Genomic DNA, 19,127 nt, shown 5'->3' on the forward strand with positions numbered 1-19,127 from the left:
CAGTCTGTCTCCGACCCCGAGGACCGCGAGCGCCGTGTTCGATACTCTTTCCGATCGCCTCTCAGCGACCTTCAAGAACCTGCGCGGCAAGGGACGGCTCTCCGAGGCGGACATCGACGCCACGGCGCGCGAGATCCGGATCGCGCTCCTCGAGGCGGACGTGGCGCTTCCGGTCGTCCGGACGTTCATCAAGAACGTCAAGGAGCGCGCCCTCGGCGCCGAGGTCTCCAAGGCGCTGAACCCGGCCCAGCAGGTCCTCAAGATCGTCAACGAGGAACTGGTCACCATCCTCGGCGGCGAGACCCGGCGCCTGCGCTTCGCCAAGCAGCCGCCCACCGTGATCATGCTGGCGGGTCTCCAGGGTGCCGGTAAGACCACCCTCGCGGGCAAGCTCGGCCGCTGGCTGAAGGAGCAGGGCCACTCGCCGCTGCTGGTCGCCTGTGACCTACAGCGCCCGAACGCCGTCAACCAGCTCAGCGTCGTCGCCGAGCGCGCCGGCGTCGCCGTCTACGCGCCGGAGCCGGGCAACGGCGTGGGCGACCCGGTCAAGGTCGCCAAGGACTCGATCGACTTCGCGAAGTCGAAGGTCCACGACATCGTCATCGTCGACACCGCCGGCCGCCTCGGCATCGACCAGGAAATGATGCAGCAGGCCGCGGACATCCGCGACGCGGTCTCCCCGGACGAGATCCTGTTCGTCGTCGACGCCATGATCGGCCAGGACGCCGTCAACACCGCCGAGGCCTTCCGCGACGGCGTCGGCTTCGACGGTGTGGTGCTCTCCAAGCTCGACGGCGACGCCCGCGGTGGTGCCGCCCTGTCGATCCGGCAGATCACCGGCAAGCCGATCATGTTCGCGTCGAACGGCGAGAAGCTCGACGACTTCGACGCCTTCCACCCGGACCGGATGGCCTCCCGCATCCTCGACATGGGTGACCTGCTCACCCTGATCGAGCAGGCGGAGAAGACGTTCGACCAGGCCGAAGCCCAGAAGATGGCCGAGAAGCTGGCCTCCAAGAAGGGCCAGGACTTCACCCTCGACGACTTCCTGGCCCAGATGGAGCAGGTCAGGAAGATGGGCAGCATCAGCAAGCTGCTCGGCATGCTCCCGGGCATGGGCCAGATGAAGGACCAGATCAACAACCTCGACGAGCGGGACGTCGACCGCACGGCGGCCATCATCAAGTCGATGACCCCGGGCGAGCGCCAGGACCCGACGATCATCAACGGCTCGCGCCGCGCCCGTATCGCGCGGGGTTCCGGTGTCGAGGTCAGCGCGGTGAAGAACCTGGTCGAGCGGTTCTTCGAGGCCCGCAAGATGATGTCCCGCATGGCCCAGGGCGGCATGCCGGGGATGCCCGGGATGCCGGGCATGGGCGGCGGTCCCGGCCGGGCGAAGAAGAAGCAGAAGCAGGCCAAGGGCAAGCAGCGCTCCGGCAACCCGATGAAGCGCAAGCAGCAGGAGCAGGAGGCCGCCGCCCGCCGCGCGGCCGCCGCCGAGGCCGGAGGCGCCTTCGGGCTGCCGCAGCAGGGCGGCAAGGACTTCGAACTGCCGGACGAGTTCAAGAAGTTCATGGGCTGACGCCGGCCCGTCCCGCACAACGGCGCTGAGGGCGCCCCCTTGCGCGAAGGGGGCGCCCTCAGTGGTCCGCCGGTCGGTCAGCCGTTCGGGAACTTCCAGATGTACGGCTCGCCGTCCTCCTCGGACCAGTGCACCTCGATGCTCTTGGCGTTCGCCGGGACCACATAGGTCTCGCAGAAGACATGGCTCTCGCCCTGCTTCCAGCTCTCGACGTCGTACGGGTCCTCGCAGCCCGGGGCGTCCTCGGACGCGCCGATGAGGACGCTGCCGCGCTGTCCGTCGGCGAAGACCGTGGTGGCGTCGTGCACGTCGGAGCCGTCGGTGAGGGCGGGCCCGCCCTTGTGCGTGTACTTCACATGCGCGACGGCCAGCACCTTGCCCTTGACCTTGTCCGGCTCGGAAACGGCCTTGGCGGCCTCCGCCTCGGTGCCCAGGTCGACCTTCTGCGCCAGGACCTCGTAGGTGACCTCGCCCGGGTCCTCGGCGACCTTGCCCGTGGCGCTCTCGCCGGTCCCCAGCTCGCCGCCGGAGGTCGGCTCCGGCGACGGGGAGGCCTTGGCCTGGGCGGTGGCCGCGCTCTTCGCGTCCGCCGTGTCGTCGCCGCCACCGCAGGCGGTGAGCGTCAGGGCGAGAACGGCGACGGGCGCGACGAGGCGCAGCGCGGTCTTGTGGTGCGGCAAAACAACTCTCCTGTATGCAGATGTGTAGTCCCCCGAGCGGTGGATCACCCTAAGCGTTCAAGATCCACTTGGCGAAACGAAAAGCACCCCATGGTGCTTTCTTCACGCCATTCACACCTGCATCGAACAAGAGAGGCCAGTCAGGGTGTCCGGGCGATCAGATAACGGAACACGTTCGGCATCCACACCGTCCCGTCCTGCCGCTGGTGCGGGTGCAGCGCCTCGGTCAGCTCCTTGTCCACCTGCACCTGGTCCGTCGCCGTCATCGCCGCGTCGAACAGCCCCGTCGACTTCAGGCCGCGTACCGCGCTGTCCACATCGGCGTATCCGAACGGGCACGCCACCCGACCGGACCCGTCCGGCTCGAGGCCGGCCCGCTGGGCGACCTCCTCCAGGTCGTCGCGGAGGGCGGGGCGCCAGCTGCCCGAGGTGCGCAGCGGCTCGGCCAGCTTCGTGGCCACCCGCAGCACGGACGTCGTGGCGCAGCGCTCCGGCGGGCCCCAGCCCGCCAGCACCACGGCCGCGCCGCGCTCGGCGAGCGGCGTCGCCTCCGCGAGCAGCCCGCCCAGCCCCTCCGAGTCGCCCGCGAGGCACCCGATCGGCTCGAAGGCGGTGACCAGGCTGTACGCGGGAGCGCCGGGCTCCCGCGTGTCCCGGGGCGAGCCGTCGACCAGCCGGGTGTCCGTACGCGCGCGCGTGCTCCCCGCCTCGGGCAGCAGCCGCTGCCGTGCGAGGGCCATTCTTTCGGGGGAAGCGTCGACACCGGTGACCGCCGCTCCCCGGGCGGCGGCCATCAGCAGGGCGAGCCCGGAACCGCAGCCGAGGCCGAGCAGCCGCGTGGTGGGACCCACGTCCAGTCGCTGGTAGACGGCCTCGTAGAGCGGTACGAGCATCCGCTCCTGGATCTCGGACCAGTCACGCGCGCGTGCACGCAAATCCACGCGGGGTGCGGTCCCCGCGTGAGGCAGGTGCTGCCGCACGAGCGTAGGTGTCATAAGTAAGCGCCCCAATCCGCCGAGAGTTGCCTCTTGCCCGATTCCATGGCCCCCGTGACAGTGCGCTCGCACTACCCCCGTATGCCAGGAAACTCCCCCCTCGACCTGTCGTCCAGTGGAATGCGGCACGGCATATGAGTTGTCATGTGCCTATGGCGAGATTTCACATTCCGGCAACCCGGGCCAGTACCATCGCGCCATGGCCAAAGCACCTGTTCTCACTCCCCGGGCGGACGATTTCCCGCGCTGGTACCAGGACTTGATCAACAAGGCGGAGCTCGCCGACAACGGTCCGGTGCGCGGCACCATGGTCATCCGACCGTACGGGTACGGGCTGTGGGAGCGGATGCAGTCCGAGATGGACGCCCGCATCAAGGAGACGGGCACCCAGAACGCGTACTTCCCGCTGCTGATCCCCCAGTCGTACCTGACCAGGGAGGCGGACCACGTCGAGGGTTTCGCGCCCGAGCTGGCCGTGGTCACGCACGGCGGCGGCAAGGAGCTCGAAGAGCCCGCCGTGGTCCGCCCCACCTCCGAGATGATCATCAACGACTACTTCGCCAAGTGGGTGCAGAGCTACCGCGACCTGCCCCTGCTCATCAACCAGTGGGCGAACGTCGTGCGCTGGGAGCTCAGGCCCCGCCTCTTCCTGCGCACGACCGAGTTCCTCTGGCAGGAGGGCCACACCGCGCACGCCACGTACGAGGAGGCGCGCGATTTCGCCGCGCACATTCACCGGCAGGTCTACGAGGACTTCATGGTGAACGTCCTCGCGATGGACGTCGTCCCCGGCCGCAAGACCGTCAAGGAGCGGTTCGCGGGGGCCGTCAACACCCTCACCCTCGAAGGCATGATGGGCGACGGCAAGGCCCTCCAGATGGCCACGAGCCATGAACTGGGCCAGAACTTCGCCAAGGCCTTCAACACCCGGTACCTGTCCAAGGACGGCCGTCAGGAGCTGGTCTGGCAGACCTCCTGGGGTTCCACCACCCGCATGATCGGCGCCCTGGTGATGATGCACGGCGACGACAACGGCCTGCGCGTCCCGCCCCGGCTGGCGCAGATCCAGGCCGTGGTCCTCGCGATCAAGGGCGACGAGGCGGTTCTGGCCAAGGTCCGCGAGCTCGGCGACCGGCTGAAGGCGGCCGGTGTCCGCGTCCACGTCGACGACCGCACCGACACCCCGTTCGGTCGCCGCGCCGTCGACTGGGAGCTGAAAGGGGTCCCCGTGCGCATCGAGGTCGGACCGCGCGATCTGGAGAACGGCACCGCGATGCTGGCGCGCCGCATCCCCGGAGGCAAGGAGCCGGTGTCCCTGGACGACCTGGCCGAGCTGCTCCCCAAGGTGCTCGAAGAGGACCAGGCGCTGCTGCTGGAGCAGGCCCGCGAGCGCCGGGAGTCCCGTACGGCCGAGGTGTCGACGATCGAGGAGGCCGTCGAGGTCGCGACCGCCGGCGGCTGGGCGCGCATCCCCTGGGCGGTGCTCGGCGAGGAGGGCGAGGCCGAGCTCGCCGAGCACGCCGTGACCGTACGGTGTCTGGTCGCCGAGGACGGGTCGGTGCCGGACGCCGACGACGCACCCGGTAACGTCGCCGTCGTCGCACGCGCTTACTGAGCCGCGGCACGCGCTGACCGAGTGGGGCGCAAGGCGGCCGGAACGCCTCTTGCGCACCTGCGGATCTCTGGCTCCCCGGCGCGCGGACATCGTCTACGCGCCGGGGCGTACGCGGGGCTACGCACCACCTTGTGGTGAGCTGCGAGGCTTCTCCACAGATCAGCGCACGCGCCCTCGTCGGGACGCATCAGAGGCAACTGACGGGTACGTGCAAATTATTTGGGATGCCCCGGAATCGGAACACTGGGGCACCCCGGCTCGTTGTCATTACGTGAGCACGACACAGACACCACCTGTTCTCGCCGCAGAGCTGGCACAGGCGTGGGCCGACATTCAGCGGTACCACCCCGAGCTGCCCGACCTTGCCGCGCCAGAGTCCCTGATCGGGGAGTCGTCGTCCGCGTGCGGTCACGAACTCTCCTTCGAGCGACTGCTCCATGAGGCAGTCCATGGCATCGCCGCCGCGCGCGGCGTCCGCGACACCTCCCGTGCCGGCCGCTACCACAACCGCAGATTCCTCGCGATCGCCGAGGAGCTGGGCCTGGACCACCCCGAGGAACCGCACCCCAGCAGCGGCTTCTCCCTGGTCACGCTCACCCCCGAGGCGAAGCGCCGCTACCGCCCGACGATGGAACGCCTCCAGCGCGCCCTGAAGGCCCACACCGCGGCCACCTCCTCCGACACCTCCCGCACCTTCCGGGGCCCGGCCGCCCGGCACGGCTCCTCCGGCGGCGGCGTCCGCGTCAAGGCGGTCTGCGACTGCGGCCGCAACGTCCGCGTGGTGCCGTCGGTCCTCGCCCAGGCCCCCATCGTCTGCGGCGGCTGCGGCAAGCCGTTCCGGATCCCGGAGGTCGTGGGGGCGGGAGCGGTGGCCGGCTGACGTCCACCACCGGCATCTCGTGGCTGCCGGTCGGGACAGCACCGCCACTGCCGGGCAGGGCACCCGACGTACTTCACCTCCACGCCGGGTGCCCCCTCAGCGTGCCCGCACGACGCCGCACCCCTGGCCAAGAGCGACCCGCAGGGTATGGCACAATGGCTAGCTGTACTCGACAGCCGCACAGGACCCCTCTCTCCTCCGGCTGACGCGTCCATCGGGCACTCGGGTACCGCAACCCCACGCGGCTTTCTCGCCGTGCCCAACCACGTCAAATCCAGGAGAACCCACTCCCGTGGCAGTCAAGATCAAGCTGAAGCGTCTGGGCAAGATCCGTTCGCCTCACTACCGCATCGTCGTCGCCGACTCCCGTACCCGTCGTGACGGTCGTGCGATCGAGGAGATCGGCAAGTACCACCCGACGTACAACCCGTCGGTGATCGAGGTCGACGCCGAGCGTGTGGCGTACTGGCTCGGTGTCGGCGCCCAGCCGACCGAGCCCGTGATGGCCATCCTCAAGAAGACCGGCGACTGGCAGAAGTTCAAGGGCGAGCCCGCCCCGGCTCCGCTGCTGACGCAGCCCGAGAAGGCCGCGCGCCCGTCGTTCGAGGCTCTCGGCGGTGACGACGAGGGCAAGGGTGAGGCGATCACCCAGAAGAAGAAGGCTGAGAAGAAGGACGAGGCCGCTGCCGAGTCCGCTTCGACCGAGGCCTGAGCATGCTCGAGGAGGCTCTCGAGCACCTCGTGAAGGGCATCGTCGACAACCCTGACGATGTGCAGGTCGCCTCGCGCAACCTGCGCCGCGGGCGAGTGCTCGAGGTCCGGGTCCACCCGGACGACCTCGGCAAGGTGATCGGCCGCAACGGCCGCACCGCACGTGCCCTGCGCACCGTCGTGGGCGCCATCGGCGGTCGCGGTGTCCGCGTCGACCTCGTCGACGTGGACCACGTCCGCTGACGCTGAACGCAACCGGCTAGGGCCGGGGAGGGCCTGAGGGCCGTCCCCGGCCCGTAGTCGTATGACAGGAGATTGCACACGTGCAGCTGGTAGTCGCACGGATCGGCCGTGCCCATGGCATCAAGGGTGAGGTCAACGTCGAGGTCCGTACGGACGAGCCGGAGCTCAGGCTCGCCCCGGGCGCCGTACTCGCCACCGATCCCGCCTCCGCGGGACCCCTCACCATCGAGACGGGCCGCGTCCACAGCGGCCGTCTCCTGCTGCGCTTCGAGGGCGTCAGCGACCGCACGGGCGCCGAGGCTCTGCGCAACACCCTCCTGATCGCCGATGTCGACCCGGAGGAACTGCCCGAGGGCGAGGACGAGTACTACGACCACCAGCTCATCGACCTCGACGTGGTCACCGCGGACGGCGCGGCGGTCGGCCGGATCACGGAGATCTCGCACCTGCCCACCCAGGACCTGTTCATCGTGGAGCGCCCCGACGGCAGCGAGGTGCTGGTCCCCTTCGTCGAGGAGATCGTCGCCGAGATCGATCTGGAGGAGCAGAAGGCCGTCATCACCCCGCCGCCGGGCCTGATCGACGACCGCGCCGAGATCGCCTCCAGCCGCGAAGACGCTTCCAGCCGTGAAGACGCCCCCAGCCGGGAAGAGCCGTAATGCGCCTCGACGTCGTCACGATCTTCCCCGAGTACCTGGAACCGCTGAACGTCTCCCTCGTCGGCAAGGCACGCGCGCGTGGACAGCTGAACGTGCACGTGCACGACCTGCGCTCCTGGACCTACGACCGCCACAACACCGTCGACGACACGCCCTACGGCGGCGGCCCCGGCATGGTCATGAAGACCGAGCCCTGGGGTGAGGCGCTGGACTCCGTCCTGGCCGACGGCTACGAGACCGGCTCCCGCGAGCCGGCCCTCATCGTGCCCACGCCCAGCGGCCGGCCCTTCACCCAGGAACTCGCCGTCCACCTCTCCGAGCGCCCCTGGCTGATCTTCACGCCGGCCCGCTACGAGGGCATCGACCGGCGGGTCGTCGAGGAGTACGCGACACGGATGCCGGTGTACGAGGTGTCCATCGGCGACTACGTCCTGGCCGGCGGTGAGGCGGCCGTGCTCGTCGTCACGGAGGCCGTGGCGCGGCTGCTGCCGGGCGTCCTCGGCAACGCCGAGTCCCACCGGGACGACTCCTTCGCACCCGGCGCCATGGCGAACCTCCTGGAAGGGCCCGTCTACACCAAGCCGCCCGAGTGGCGCGGCCGGGACATCCCCGACGTGCTGCTCAGCGGCCACCACGGGAAGATCGCCCGCTGGCGGCGGGACGAGGCCCTGAAGCGTACGACGGCCCACCGGCCCGACCTCATCGAGCGGTGCGACCCCAAGGCCTTCGACAAGAAGGACCGCGAGATGCTCTCCATCCTGGGCTGGGAACCGGACCCGGCGGGGGAGCCGTACGGCCGATTTTGGCGCAGGACCGACGGCGTGGAAGAATAGCCAGCTGTTGTGCGTCCGTCCGGCGTGCGCCCCTGCCACAGGGGGAGACGACGCCCGTCCCGACCCGCACAGCCCTGATCCAGAACACCTAGTTTCCGTTGATGACCTGTGGCATCAGCGAAGAAAGCAGACGAAATGTCTCACCTGCTCGACACTGTCGACTCCGCCTCGCTGCGCAGCGACGTCCCCGCCTTCCGCCCGGGCGACACGGTCAACGTGCACGTCCGCGTCATCGAGGGCAACCGCTCCCGTGTGCAGCAGTTCAAGGGCGTCGTGATCCGTCGCCAGGGCTCCGGCGTGCGCGAGACCTTCACGGTCCGCAAGGTCTCCTTCTCCGTCGGCGTCGAGCGCACCTTCCCGGTGCACACCCCGATCGTCGAGAAGATCGAGCTCGTCACCAAGGGTGACGTCCGCCGCGCCAAGCTGTACTACCTGCGCGAGCTGCGCGGCAAGGCCGCGAAGATCAAGGAGAAGCGCGAGAGCTGAGCGCTCTCCGGGGTTCACACCGGGGCCGGATAGCATCTGGCTCCGATGGACACCGAAGCACAGCCGACGGAGCGCGACCGCTCCTCCCGCCCTTCCGACTCCGAGCAGACCTCGGACCCCGGAGAGCCGGAGGGCCGGTCGCGTTTCGCGTTGGTGTCGCGTGTCAGCGCATGGGTCCCGGGTGGCCGGATCACTCTCACCCTGCTGACCTGCCTGCTGTTCCTGCTCTTCCTCAGCACGTTCGTGATGCGGCCGTTCCAGATCCCCAGCGGATCCATGGAGCGGGGATTGAGGGTCGGGGACCGGGTTCTCGTAAACAAGTTGGCGTACCGTTTCGGTGCCGAGCCGCAGCGGGGAGACATCGTCGTGTTCGACGGGACCGGGTACTTCGGGCACGCGGACTACATCAAGCGCGTTGTAGGCGTGGGGGGAGACCACGTGGTGTGCTGCGACAAGGAGGGGAGGATCCAGGTGAACGGCCGGCCGGTCGACGAGTCGGGCTTCCTGTACCCCGGCGACAGCCCGTCCACGGTGGCCTTCGACGTCGTCGTCCCCGGCGGCACCCTGTTCCTCCTCGGCGACCACCGCAGCCGCTCCAGCGACTCCCGGAACCACCTCGGCTCACCGGGCGGCGGCATGATCCCGGTCGGTGACGTGATCGGCCGCGCCGACTGGATCGTCTGGCCCTTCGCCCACGCCACCCGGCTGCACCGCCCGGACGTCTACGCGCGCGTGCCCGCCGCCGGAAGGGCGGGCGCCCATGGGTAACCGCGGCAAACCGCGCGGCGTCCCCGCCAGCCCCGCGGACAACCTGCTGCCCACCGGCGCCCGGCGCGCCGCCAGCCCGGCCGGCGGCCGCACGCGCGCCGAGCGGCGCAAACTCCAGAAGAAGGTCAAGCGGCGCCGCAGGCGCGGTGCCGTCAAGGAGATACCGCTCCTCGTCGGCGTCGCCGTCCTCATAGCCCTCGTGCTGAAGACGTTCCTCGTCCAGGCCTTCGTCATCCCGTCCGGCTCCATGGAGCAGACGATCCAGATCGGCGACCGCGTCCTGGTCGACAAGCTCACCCCGTGGTTCGGCTCGAAGCCGCAGCGCGGGGACGTCGTCGTGTTCAAGGACCCCGGCGGCTGGCTCCAGGACGAGCAGCCCACCACGCAGAAGGACGACCCCGTCGTCATCAAGCAGGTCAAGGAAGGGCTCACCTTCATCGGCCTGCTGCCGTCCGAGAACGAGAAGGACCTCATCAAGCGGGTCGTCGGCGTCGGCGGCGACCGCGTCAAGTGCTGCGACGCGCAAGGGCGCGTGACCGTCAACGGCATCCCGCTGAACGAGGACTACCTGTACCCCGGCATCGCCCCGTCCGACACGCCGTTCGACATCACGGTGCCTCCGGGGCGGCTGTGGGTGATGGGCGACCACCGGAACAACTCCGCGGACTCCCGCGCCCACCAGGACACCGACTACGGCGGCACGGTCTCCGAGGAGGAGGTCGTCGGCCGCGCCATGGTCATCGCCTGGCCCCTCGGCCACTGGAGCACCCTGGAGGAACCGAACACCTACGCCTCCGTGTCCGACTCGGCCACCGGGTCGACCGCTGCTCCTCCGCTGTCGCATAGGGTTGCCTCCGAAGATTCGAACGGAACGATCCAGCTCCCGACCCCTGCGGAACTCCCGCTCGTTATGGGAGTGGTGGGCCTGCGTCGTGTATGGGGCAGGCGGCGGCACAGAGTGAGGAGTTGGCGTGGGGGATGTGGCGGTTGGCGCACGGTCCGGACACGACGGCGAGGAGCACCGCGGACGCCCCGCGGAATCCGCCGTCCCGGCCGCGGACAGCGCCGTGACCTCCGGGAATGACTCCGGGGCAGCCGAAGGTGACAGGGTGACAGGCGAGCACACGACAGCCGAGGACCAGGGGCCGGGCGGTCCGGCCCGGACACCGAAGAAGCCGCGCTCCTTCTGGAAGGAGCTGCCCATCCTGATCGGTATCGCGCTGGTGCTGGCGCTGCTGATCAAGACCTTCCTGGTGCAGGCGTTCTCCATCCCCTCCGACTCGATGCAGAACACCCTCCAGCAGGGCGACCGCGTCCTGGTCGACAAGCTCACCCCCTGGTTCGGCTCCGAGCCCGAGCGCGGCGAGGTCGTCGTCTTCCACGACCCCGACAACTGGCTGGCGGGCGAGCCGACCACGGACCCGAACGCCCTGCAGACGTTCCTCAGCTGGATCGGCCTCATGCCGTCGGTGGAGGAGAAGGACCTCATCAAGCGCGTGATCGGCGTCGGCGGCGACACGGTCGAGTGCAAGAACACCGGCCCGCTGACGGTCAACGGCAAGGCCCTGAACGAGACGTCATACGTCTACCCCGGCAACACGCCGTGCAGCGTCGACGACCAGGGCGGCCAGTTCAAGGTGAAGGTCCCCGAGGGCTACATCTGGGTCATGGGCGACCACCGGCAGAACTCCCGGGACTCCCGGTACAACCAGTCGGACAAGAACCACGGCATGGTCCCGGTGAAGGACGTCGTCGGACGGGCCATCGTCATCGCCTGGCCGATCAACCGCTGGGACACGCTGCCGGTGCCGGACACCTTCGACCAGTCCGGTCTGAACGCGCAGCCGGCCGCCGCCGGCTGGTCGGTCGCGCCGCAGGGGCTGGCGCTCGCCGGTGTGGTGCCGGTGGTGTGGTGGCGGCGCAGGAAGCGGTAGTGCGGCCTGGGGGCGGAGTGATCCCCAGCCGGGAAGCAGCCTCCCCAGCCGGGAGCAGTGATCCCCAGGCCGGGAAGCAGTGATCCCACCCGTCTGCTGACCCCGGCCGGTACCCCCGGGTAGGGTGCGGACCCATGGGTGGCGAGAGCATGACGCACACGGCCCCGCGCAGCGGCGGCACAGGGACGGGCCCGGTGGGCAGCCGGACCGGACAGCGGTTGTCCGGGCTGGCCGTCGCACTGGGCCTCGTGCTGTTCCTCGGCGGTTTCGCCTGGGGAGCGGTGGTCTACCGGCCGTACACCGTGCCCACCAGCTCGATGACCCCGACGATCGACGCGGGCGACCGGATCCTGGCGCAGCGCATCGACGGCGCCGACGTGCGCCGCGGTGACGTCGTCGTCTTCAAGGACGCGAGCTGGGCCAATGTGCCCATGGTCAAGCGCGTGGTCGCGATCGGCGGCGACACGGTCTCCTGCTGCCAGGACGGCAAGCTCGAGGTCAACGGCAAGGAGATCGACGAGACGTACCTGCCCAAGGGCACACCGGCCGAGATGAGCGACTTCCCGACGGTGACCGTCCCCAAGGGCCGGCTGTTCCTGCTCGGCGACGAGCGCGGCAACTCCGTGGACTCCACCGCCCACCTGACCGACGCCGCCAGCGGCACGGTGGCCCGCTCCACGGTGGACGCCCGCGTCGACGCCGTCGTCTGGCCCATGAAGGGCATGCTGGAGCGCCCCACCGGCTTCGAGCCGCTCGGCAGCCTCTCCTCGCCCGGACCGCTGCGGACGATCACCGCCCTGGTGATCGCCGGCGCCGTGCTCGTCCTGGGCGGCGGCGCCTACGGCCCGATCGCCAAGCGCGCGGACGCGGCCCGGGCCCGGCGGGCGAACGCGGAGCCCGCGAGTGCCCGCTGAGGCCGTGAGGGCGGGCCAGGACGGCTCCGAGGGCGGGCTGCGCAAGGTCGCCCGGGTCGTGCTGCTCGACCCGCGGGACCGCATCCTGCTGCTGCACGGGCACGAGCCGGACGATCCGGCCGACGACTGGTGGTTCACGCCCGGCGGCGGTGTGGAGGGCGACGAGACCCGTGAACAGGCCGCCCTGCGGGAACTCGCCGAGGAGACGGGCATCACCGAGGTCGAGCTCGGCCCGGTGCTGTGGCGGCGGAGGTGCTCGTTCCCGTTCGCGGGCCGCCGCTGGGACCAGGACGAGTGGTACTTCCTGGCTCGGACGGACCGTACGGCGATCGCCGCCGCCGGGCTGACCGAGCTGGAGCGGCGCAGTGTCGCCGGAGCGCGCTGGTGGACGTGTCCGGAACTGACCCGGGCACATGAGACGGTGTATCCGACCAGACTCGCCGGGCTGCTGCGTCAGCTGCTCGACGAAGGTCCCCCGGCCAGGCCCGTGATCCTTGACCCGGAAATCGTCTAGGGGCTCACGGGACTGGCGCACAATGGTGGGATCGCACGGCTGAAGGGGAACATGCCATGAGCGCCGAGGACCTCGAGAAGTACGAGACCGAGATGGAGCTGAAGCTCTACCGGGAGTACCGCGATGTCGTCGGTCTGTTCAAATACGTGATCGAGACCGAGCGGCGCTTCTACCTGACCAACGACTACGAGATGCAGGTGCACTCGGTCCAGGGTGAGGTGTTCTTCGAGGTGTCGATGGCGGACGCCTGGGTGTGGGACATGTACCGGCCGGCGCGGTTCGTGAAGCAGGTCCGGGTCCTCACGTTCAAGGACGTGAACATCGAGGAGCTGAACAAGAGCGATCTGGAGCTGCCGAGCGGGTGAGGTTCACCCCGCTGGGTGACCAGGTTGTCCACAACCGCTGAGCCGTCCACCAAGATCCACTTCGTGGGGGCGGCTGCGTGATCGTTGGCACCGGAGGTGGTGCCGACATGAACGCACGCAGTGCGATGGGCAGGTACGGAGAGAGCCTGGCGGCCCGGCGGCTGGCGGAGACCGGCCTGACGGTCCTGGAGCGCAACTGGCGCTCGGGCCGGGCCGGGGAGATCGACATCGTGGCCAGGGACGGGGACGTCCTGGTCGTCTGCGAGGTGAAGACCCGCAGGGAGGGTCCCTTCGAGCATCCGATGGCGGCCGTGACCCCGCAGAAGGCGGAGCGGCTGCGGGACCTCGCCGAGCGGTGGATCCAGACCCACGGGGGCGCACCGCCCGGCGGGGTCCGCATCGACGTGGTCGGGGTACTGCTGCCGGCCCGCGGCGCGGCCGTGGTCGAGCACGTGCGGGGGGTGGCCTGATGGCATTCGCCCGTACGTGTTCGGTGGCGCTGGTGGGCGTCGAGGGCGTGGTCGTCGAGGTCCAGGCCGACCTCGAACCGGGCGTGGCGGCGTTCACGCTGGTGGGGCTGCCCGACAAGAGCCTGACGGAGAGCCGGGACCGGGTGCGCGCCGCCGTCGTCAACTCGGGCGCCGCCTGGCCGCAGAAGAAACTCACGGTCGGCCTGAGCCCGGCCTCCGTACCGAAGTCCGGCAGCGGCTTCGACCTCGCCGTCGCGGCGGCGGTCCTCGGCGCGGCGGAGCGCATCGACCCGCGGGTCCTCGCCGACATCGTGATGATCGGCGAGCTGGGGCTGGACGGGCGGGTGCGGCCGGTGCGGGGGGTGCTGCCGGCGGTGCTGGCGGCGGCGGATGCGGGGTACGAGCAGGTGGTGGTGCCGGAGTGCGCCGCCGCCGAGGCGTCCCTCGTGCCCGGGGTCTCCGTGCTGGGCGTGCGCAGTCTGCGGCAGCTGATCGCCATCCTGGCCGACGAGCCCGTGCCCGACGAGGAGCCGGACGAGCTGGGGCGCCCGGATCCGCTCCTCGCCGGCCTGCGGATGCCGGGTACGGGCGCGGCCACCGGCATGCACAGTGTCGGCGCGGCCCAGCACGACCACGGCCACGACCTGGCGGACGTCGTGGGGCAGATCTCGGCGCGCACGGCGGTGGAGGTGGCCGCGGCGGGCGGGCACCACCTCTTCCTGGAGGGGCCGCCCGGTGCCGGCAAGACGATGCTCGCGGAGCGGCTGCCCACCATCTTGCCCCGGCTCGCCCAACAGGAGTCCCTGGAGGTCACCGCGGTCCACTCGGTGGCGGGCCTGCTGCCTCCCGGCAAGCCGTTGATCGACGTCGCCCCCTACTGCGCCCCGCACCACTCGGCCACGATGCAGGCGCTCGTCGGCGGCGGCCCGGGCATCGCGCGGCCCGGCGCGGTGTCGCTGTCTCATCGCGGAGTGTTGTTCCTGGATGAAACGCCGGAATTCACCAGCCAGGCCCTAGACGCGCTGCGCCAGCCGCTGGAGGCGGGGCACGTCGTGATCGCGCGCAGTGCGGGAGTCGTGCGCTTCCCGGCGAAGTTCCTCATGGTGCTCGCGGCCAACCCCTGCCCGTGCGGCCGGTTCTCCCAGCGGGACGACCTGTGCGAGTGCCCGCCCTCGGCGATCCGCCGTTACCAGGCCAGGCTCTCCGGCCCGCTGCTCGACCGGGTCGACCTGCGCGTCGAGGTGGACCGCGTCACCCGTACCGAGCTGACCGCCTGCGGCGCCCGGGGCGAGTCCACCGCGATGGTCGCCGACCGGGTCCGGGCGGCCAGGGAACGGGCCGCGGAGCGCCTGGCCGGCACTCCCTGGCGGACCAACGGCGAGGTGCCCGGCCGCGAGCTGCGCAGCCGCTGGTACGCCGTGCCCGGCGCGATGGACGAGGCCGAGCGGAACCTGGAGCGGGGCGTCCTGACCGCCCGAGGACTCGATCGCGTGCTGCGGGTGGCCTGGACCGTCGCCGATCTCGTCGGCCACGACCGGCCCGACGCGACGGACGTCGCCCTCGCCCTCCAACTGCGCACCGGGGTGCCGAGGGGCGTCCCCATGGCCATCGGGGCACTGACGTGAGCGTCCACGACGAACCGGACGACGAACTGCTCGCCCGCGTCTTCCTCACCCGTGTCATCGAGCCCGGTGACGAGGCCGGCGGGCGGTGGGTGCGGGAGTTCGGGGTCGGGGAAGTGGTGCGGCGGCTGAGGGAGGGCGGGGCGGCTCTGCCCGGGGTGAGCGGGAAGCGGTGGGCCGGGCTGCTGGCCAGGGCCGGGGCCGCCCGGCCGGAGCGGGATCTGGAGGTCGCCCGGGACGCGGGGGTGCGGTTCCTGTGCCCGGGGGACGCCGAGTGGCCGGGGCAGCTCGACGATCTCGGGGATGCCCGGCCCCTGGGGCTCTGGGTGCGCGGCAGGCCCAGCCTGCGGATGTGGGCGCTGAAGTCGGTCGCCGTCGTCGGCGCCCGGGCCTGCACCGAGTACGGGGCCCACATGGCGGCCGGCCTCGCCGCCGGCCTCGCCGAGCAGGGCTGGGTCGTGGTGTCCGGCGGGGCCTACGGCGTCGACGGCGCCGCCCACCGCGGAGCCCTCGGCGCGGGCGGCGCCACCGTCGCCGTCCTCGCCTGCGGCGTCGACCGGCCCTACCCGCGCGGACACAGCCGGCTGATCGGCAGAATCGCCGAACAGGGCCTCGTCATCGGCGAGTTGCCGCCCGGTGATCACCCGACGCCGAGCCGGTTCATCCTGCGGAACCGGGTGATCGCGGCGCTCACCCGCGGCACCGTGGTCGTCGAGGCCGCTCACCGCAGCGGCTCCCTGGTCACCGCGCGGGCGGCCCAGCGCCTCGGCCGTCACACGATGGGCGTACCGGGCCCCGCCACCAGCGCGCTCTCCGCCGGGGTGCACGAACTACTGCGCGGAGAGGCGGCCCTCGTCACCGACGCCGCCGACATCGTCGAGCTGGTCGGCGACATCGGGCAGCTCGCCCCCGACCGGCGCGGCCCCGTCCTGCCCCGGGACCTGCTGGAGCCGGCCGCCCGGCAGGTGCTCGCCGCGCTGCCGGGGAGCCGGGCCGCCCGGCCGGACGAGATCGCGCGCCGCGCGCAGACCGCACAGGACGACGCGATCGCGAGACTGTACGAACTCCGAGCACTCGGTTACGTCGAACGACACGGCGACGGCTGGAAGTTGACACGCCAGGCGGTGATGTCGGTCCGCGGTGGTCCCGAGCCATGAGGACCGCCCCTGTTCGGCCGTCCGGGGGAACCCCGACACCCCTTGGAAATTCGCCCAGTTGGGGTTCTCCGGTGATCACCCCGAGCGATCGCGGCGCCCTGGTGGGACGCCTTCCGGAACGTATCTGCGCCCGCTTCGGCCTCCCTCCTTCGCGCACCGCGACACCGCAGTCACGCTACGCTCACGAGGATCCCGACACGGACAGGCAACTCGACATCAGACAGACAGCTCACCCCAGCAGCACCACTCCGCAGCAGAACGGCACAAGGCGACGAATGCCCCAGCACACCTCCGGGTCCGACCGGGCGGCGATCCCCCCAGCCGCCCGTGACGGTGGCAGCGTGCGGCCGCCCGCTCCCTCGACGCTCGACGAGCTGTGGCGGTCGTACAAGGCGACGGGGGACGAGCGGCTGCGGGAGCAGCTGATCCTGCACTACTCGCCGCTGGTGAAGTACGTCGCGGGACGGGTCAGCGTGGGCCTGCCGTCCAACGTCGAGCAGGCGGACTTCGTCTCGTCCGGGGTGTTCGGGCTGATCGACGCGATCGAGAAGTTCGACATCGACCGGGAGATCAAGTTCGAGACGTACGCGATCACCCGGATCCGCGGCGCGATGATCGACGAGCTGCGGGCGCTGGACTGGATCCCCCGCTCGGTGCGGCAGAAGGCGCGCAACGTGGAGCGGGCCTACGCCACGCTGGAGGCGCGGCTGCGGCGGACGCCGACCGAGGGCGAGGTGGCCGGCGAGATGGGCATCGCCGTGGAGGAACTCCACGCGGTGTTCAGCCAGTTGTCGCTGGCCAACGTGGTGGCCCTGGAGGAGCTGCTGCACGGCGGGGGCGAGGGCGGCGACGGGCTGAGCGTCATGGACACGCTGGAGGACACGGCCGCCGACAACCCGGTCGAGGTCGCCGAGGACCGGGAGCTGCGGAGGTTCCTGGCGCGGGCGATCAACACGCTGCCCGAGCGGGAGAAGACCGTGGTCACGCTGTACTACTACGAGGGCCTCACGCTGGCCGAGATCGGGAACGTGCTGGGCGTGACGGAGAGCCGGGTCAGCCAGATCCACACCAAGTCCGTGCTCCAGCTCCGCGCGAAACTGGCGAGCTTCGGCCGCTGACCTGGCCGGATGGCGACGGCTCGCAGGGAGCCACTCCCGCCGTGCCCGGTGCGTCCGTACAGTGTTGACGTGCCAAGGATTCGAGCGGCCTCCGTGGCCGAGCACCGGTCGATGCAGCGAGCCGCCCTGCTGGACGCGGCTCGTTCCTTGTTGTCCGAGGGCGGTACGGAGGCGCTGACCTTCCCGGCCCTCGCCGAGCGGACGGGCCTCGCGCGCTCGTCCGTCTATGAGTACTTCCGGTCGCGGGCGGCCGTGGTCGAAGAGCTGTGCGAGGTCGACTTCCCGGTCTGGGCGGCGGAAGTGTCGGCGGCGATGGAGCGGGCGGACACGGCCGAGGGCAAGGTCGAGGCGTATGTGCGGCAGCAGTTGGAGCTGGTCGGGGACCGGCGGCACCGGGCCGTGGTCGCGATCTCCGCGAGTGAGCTGGACGCGGGGGCCCGGGAGAAGATCCGCGCGGCGCATGGCGGGCTCGTCGCGATGATCGTCGAGGCGCTGGGGGAGCTGCGGCATGAGCAGCCCCGGCTCGCGGCGATGCTGGTGCAGGGGGTGGTGGACGCGGCTGTGCGGAGGATCGAGCTGGGGGCCGCGGAGGAGCCCGGGGCGATCACCGATGCGGCTGTGTCGATGGCTCTGCGGGGTGTGCGGGGCTGAGCCCTGTGGAGGCTGGGGTCGGGTGGGTGCGCAACCCGGCGCTGCGGGGTGCCGCTGCGCCCACCCGTGCCGCCCTTGGCGGCACGATTGCCCGCAGCTAAGCGAGCGGCAGTAGCCGCGACGGGCCCCTCTGAAGGAGCCAGGGCGGCAGGAGTGACAGCGGGTTCAGGTAGGTCTCGCCCCGCCGCAGACCCCAGTGCACGCACGTGGCCGTGCAGTGCGAGCCCGTCGCGTCCACCGTGCCGATCACCTCGCCCGGTGCCACCTCCTCGCCCTCCTCCACGGACGCCGTCACCGGCTCGTAGGTCGTGCGGAGCGGGGGATCGCCGGTCCCCTTGAGGTCCACCGAGACGACTCCCTTGCCGGCCACCCGGCCCGCGAAGGAGATCCGGCCCGCCGCCACCGCCCGTACCGGTGTCCCGGGTGCTGCCGCCAGGTCCACGCCCCGGTGGCCCGGGCCGTAGACCGTCGCCGGGGGCTCCCAGCCGCGCAGGACCGGGGGCCGTAACCCCACGGGCCAGGCGCGGCCGACGGCCGGCACAGTGGCATCCGTGCCGGTCGCGGACAGGCTCGGCGGCGGGGACAGCAGGGCCGTCACCGTGACCACCAGCAGCAGGATCAGCCGCGCGCACACGCGCACACATCGCTTCGCTCGCATGCGGACAGCGTCCCGGATCACCGTCGGTCACCACCCGCGGCTGTGGACCGTCGCCCGGTTGTGGACAACGGCGTCACCCGGTGCCCCGCGGGTCCCGTACACTTCTGGTGGCGATCCGGGTCACCGGGTCGACTTCGCACGCCCCGATACGCACCCCGGCAACGGGCCGTATCAGCGCCCCTCGGTCCCTCGTGGCACGGCGCGCAGTGGGCGTCAGGCGCGGAAGCCGTCCGGCATCCGCGGCACAACCGAGAAGCACAAGGAGATACGGC

The 19,127-nt window shown here is 70.9% G+C and carries 22 protein-coding genes; 19 read left to right on the forward strand and 3 right to left on the reverse strand.

What is annotated here, in order from left to right; translation table 11 throughout:
• Nucleotides 1-34: 34 nt before the first annotated feature.
• Nucleotides 35-1,582 (forward strand): signal recognition particle protein, encoded by a 1,548-nt coding sequence (gene ffh / locus IE255_RS29490; RefSeq protein WP_190053433.1) that lies wholly within the window; start codon nt 35-37, stop codon nt 1,580-1,582.
• Nucleotides 1,583-1,659: 77 nt separating this feature from the next.
• On the opposite strand, the gene IE255_RS29495 is transcribed toward ffh, so the two are convergent.
• Together IE255_RS29495 and IE255_RS29500 are read right to left on the reverse strand one after the other, a co-directional pair.
• Complete coding sequence (locus tag IE255_RS29495; protein WP_190053434.1) at nt 1,660-2,262, reverse strand: hypothetical protein; 603 nt, start codon at nt 2,260-2,262, stop codon at nt 1,660-1,662.
• Between the two features lie 140 nt (nt 2,263-2,402).
• On the reverse strand, nt 2,403-3,257 hold the full coding sequence (locus IE255_RS29500; protein ID WP_190053435.1) for a methyltransferase domain-containing protein: 855 nt from the start codon (nt 3,255-3,257) through the stop codon (nt 2,403-2,405).
• A 199-nt stretch (nt 3,258-3,456) separates the two neighbouring features.
• Between IE255_RS29500 and proS the strand changes: the two genes are divergently transcribed.
• From proS to IE255_RS29590, 18 genes are all read left to right on the forward strand, one after another.
• Nucleotides 3,457-4,872 carry a proline--tRNA ligase gene (proS, locus tag IE255_RS29505; protein WP_190053436.1) on the forward strand — a complete coding sequence of 472 codons (1,416 nt, stop codon included), beginning with the start codon at nt 3,457-3,459 and terminating at the stop codon, nt 4,870-4,872.
• 271 nt (nt 4,873-5,143) lie between these two features.
• Nucleotides 5,144-5,752 carry a hypothetical protein gene (locus tag IE255_RS29510; RefSeq protein WP_114255550.1) on the forward strand — a complete coding sequence of 203 codons (609 nt, stop codon included), beginning with the start codon at nt 5,144-5,146 and terminating at the stop codon, nt 5,750-5,752.
• A gap of 292 nt (nt 5,753-6,044) precedes the next feature.
• A complete protein-coding gene (gene rpsP / locus IE255_RS29515; protein ID WP_020270730.1) occupies nt 6,045-6,464 on the forward strand; it encodes a 30S ribosomal protein S16 in 420 nt (139 codons plus the stop codon).
• A gap of 2 nt (nt 6,465-6,466) precedes the next feature.
• A complete protein-coding gene (locus tag IE255_RS29520) occupies nt 6,467-6,706 on the forward strand; it encodes an RNA-binding protein (protein WP_003973401.1) in 240 nt (79 codons plus the stop codon).
• An 80-nt stretch (nt 6,707-6,786) separates the two neighbouring features.
• Nucleotides 6,787-7,365: a ribosome maturation factor RimM gene (gene rimM, locus IE255_RS29525; protein WP_190053437.1), complete on the forward strand. Its 579-nt coding sequence runs from the start codon at nt 6,787-6,789 to the stop codon at nt 7,363-7,365.
• The gene (gene trmD / locus IE255_RS29530) at nt 7,365-8,198 is read left to right on the forward strand and encodes a tRNA (guanosine(37)-N1)-methyltransferase TrmD (RefSeq protein ID WP_190053438.1); all 834 of its coding nucleotides are present in this window, start codon (nt 7,365-7,367) and stop codon (nt 8,196-8,198) included. The genes rimM and trmD overlap by 1 nt, the downstream gene beginning before the upstream one ends.
• A gap of 135 nt (nt 8,199-8,333) precedes the next feature.
• Complete coding sequence (gene rplS / locus IE255_RS29535; RefSeq protein WP_003993262.1) at nt 8,334-8,684, forward strand: 50S ribosomal protein L19; 351 nt, start codon at nt 8,334-8,336, stop codon at nt 8,682-8,684.
• 45 nt (nt 8,685-8,729) lie between these two features.
• Entirely contained in the window at nt 8,730-9,452 is a 723-nt protein-coding gene (lepB, locus tag IE255_RS29540) for a signal peptidase I (protein ID WP_190053439.1), read from the forward strand.
• Nucleotides 9,445-10,536, forward strand: coding sequence for a signal peptidase I (gene lepB / locus IE255_RS29545; protein WP_190053440.1), 1,092 nt, complete (start codon nt 9,445-9,447; stop codon nt 10,534-10,536). The genes lepB (IE255_RS29540) and lepB (IE255_RS29545) overlap by 8 nt, the downstream gene beginning before the upstream one ends.
• Nucleotides 10,424-11,386 carry a signal peptidase I gene (lepB, locus tag IE255_RS29550; protein ID WP_190053441.1) on the forward strand — a complete coding sequence of 321 codons (963 nt, stop codon included), beginning with the start codon at nt 10,424-10,426 and terminating at the stop codon, nt 11,384-11,386. The genes lepB (IE255_RS29545) and lepB (IE255_RS29550) overlap by 113 nt, the downstream gene beginning before the upstream one ends.
• A 134-nt stretch (nt 11,387-11,520) precedes the next feature.
• Nucleotides 11,521-12,300, forward strand: a complete 780-nt coding sequence (gene lepB, locus IE255_RS29555; protein ID WP_190053442.1) for a signal peptidase I — start codon at nt 11,521-11,523, stop codon at nt 12,298-12,300.
• Nucleotides 12,290-12,814: an NUDIX hydrolase gene (locus tag IE255_RS29560; protein WP_190053443.1), complete on the forward strand. Its 525-nt coding sequence runs from the start codon at nt 12,290-12,292 to the stop codon at nt 12,812-12,814. The genes lepB (IE255_RS29555) and IE255_RS29560 overlap by 11 nt, the downstream gene beginning before the upstream one ends.
• Nucleotides 12,815-12,870: 56 nt before the next feature.
• Nucleotides 12,871-13,179, forward strand: coding sequence for a DUF2469 domain-containing protein (locus IE255_RS29565; RefSeq protein ID WP_003993268.1), 309 nt, complete (start codon nt 12,871-12,873; stop codon nt 13,177-13,179).
• Between the two features lie 77 nt (nt 13,180-13,256).
• Nucleotides 13,257-13,649: a YraN family protein gene (locus IE255_RS29570; protein WP_190053444.1), complete on the forward strand. Its 393-nt coding sequence runs from the start codon at nt 13,257-13,259 to the stop codon at nt 13,647-13,649.
• Nucleotides 13,649-15,274 (forward strand): YifB family Mg chelatase-like AAA ATPase, encoded by a 1,626-nt coding sequence (locus tag IE255_RS29575; RefSeq protein WP_190053445.1) that lies wholly within the window; start codon nt 13,649-13,651, stop codon nt 15,272-15,274. The genes IE255_RS29570 and IE255_RS29575 overlap by 1 nt, the downstream gene beginning before the upstream one ends.
• Nucleotides 15,271-16,428, forward strand: a complete 1,158-nt coding sequence (gene dprA, locus IE255_RS29580) for a DNA-processing protein DprA (protein WP_190053446.1) — start codon at nt 15,271-15,273, stop codon at nt 16,426-16,428. Before IE255_RS29575 ends, dprA begins: the two co-directional genes overlap by 4 nt.
• Before the next feature lie 275 nt (nt 16,429-16,703).
• On the forward strand, nt 16,704-17,546 hold the full coding sequence (whiG, locus tag IE255_RS29585; RefSeq protein WP_086843182.1) for an RNA polymerase sigma factor WhiG: 843 nt from the start codon (nt 16,704-16,706) through the stop codon (nt 17,544-17,546).
• Between the two features lie 93 nt (nt 17,547-17,639).
• Nucleotides 17,640-18,197 carry a TetR/AcrR family transcriptional regulator gene (locus IE255_RS29590; RefSeq protein ID WP_190053546.1) on the forward strand — a complete coding sequence of 186 codons (558 nt, stop codon included), beginning with the start codon at nt 17,640-17,642 and terminating at the stop codon, nt 18,195-18,197.
• Nucleotides 18,198-18,294: 97 nt separating this feature from the next.
• Here the strand turns inward: IE255_RS29590 and IE255_RS29595 are convergent, their stop codons facing one another.
• Complete coding sequence (locus IE255_RS29595; protein ID WP_190053447.1) at nt 18,295-18,855, reverse strand: M23 family metallopeptidase; 561 nt, start codon at nt 18,853-18,855, stop codon at nt 18,295-18,297.
• Nucleotides 18,856-19,127: the final 272 nt, after the last annotated feature.

Origin of the sequence: Streptomyces lomondensis (assembly GCF_014651035.1) — a bacterium.
GTDB lineage: Bacteria > Actinomycetota > Actinomycetes > Streptomycetales > Streptomycetaceae > Streptomyces > Streptomyces lomondensis.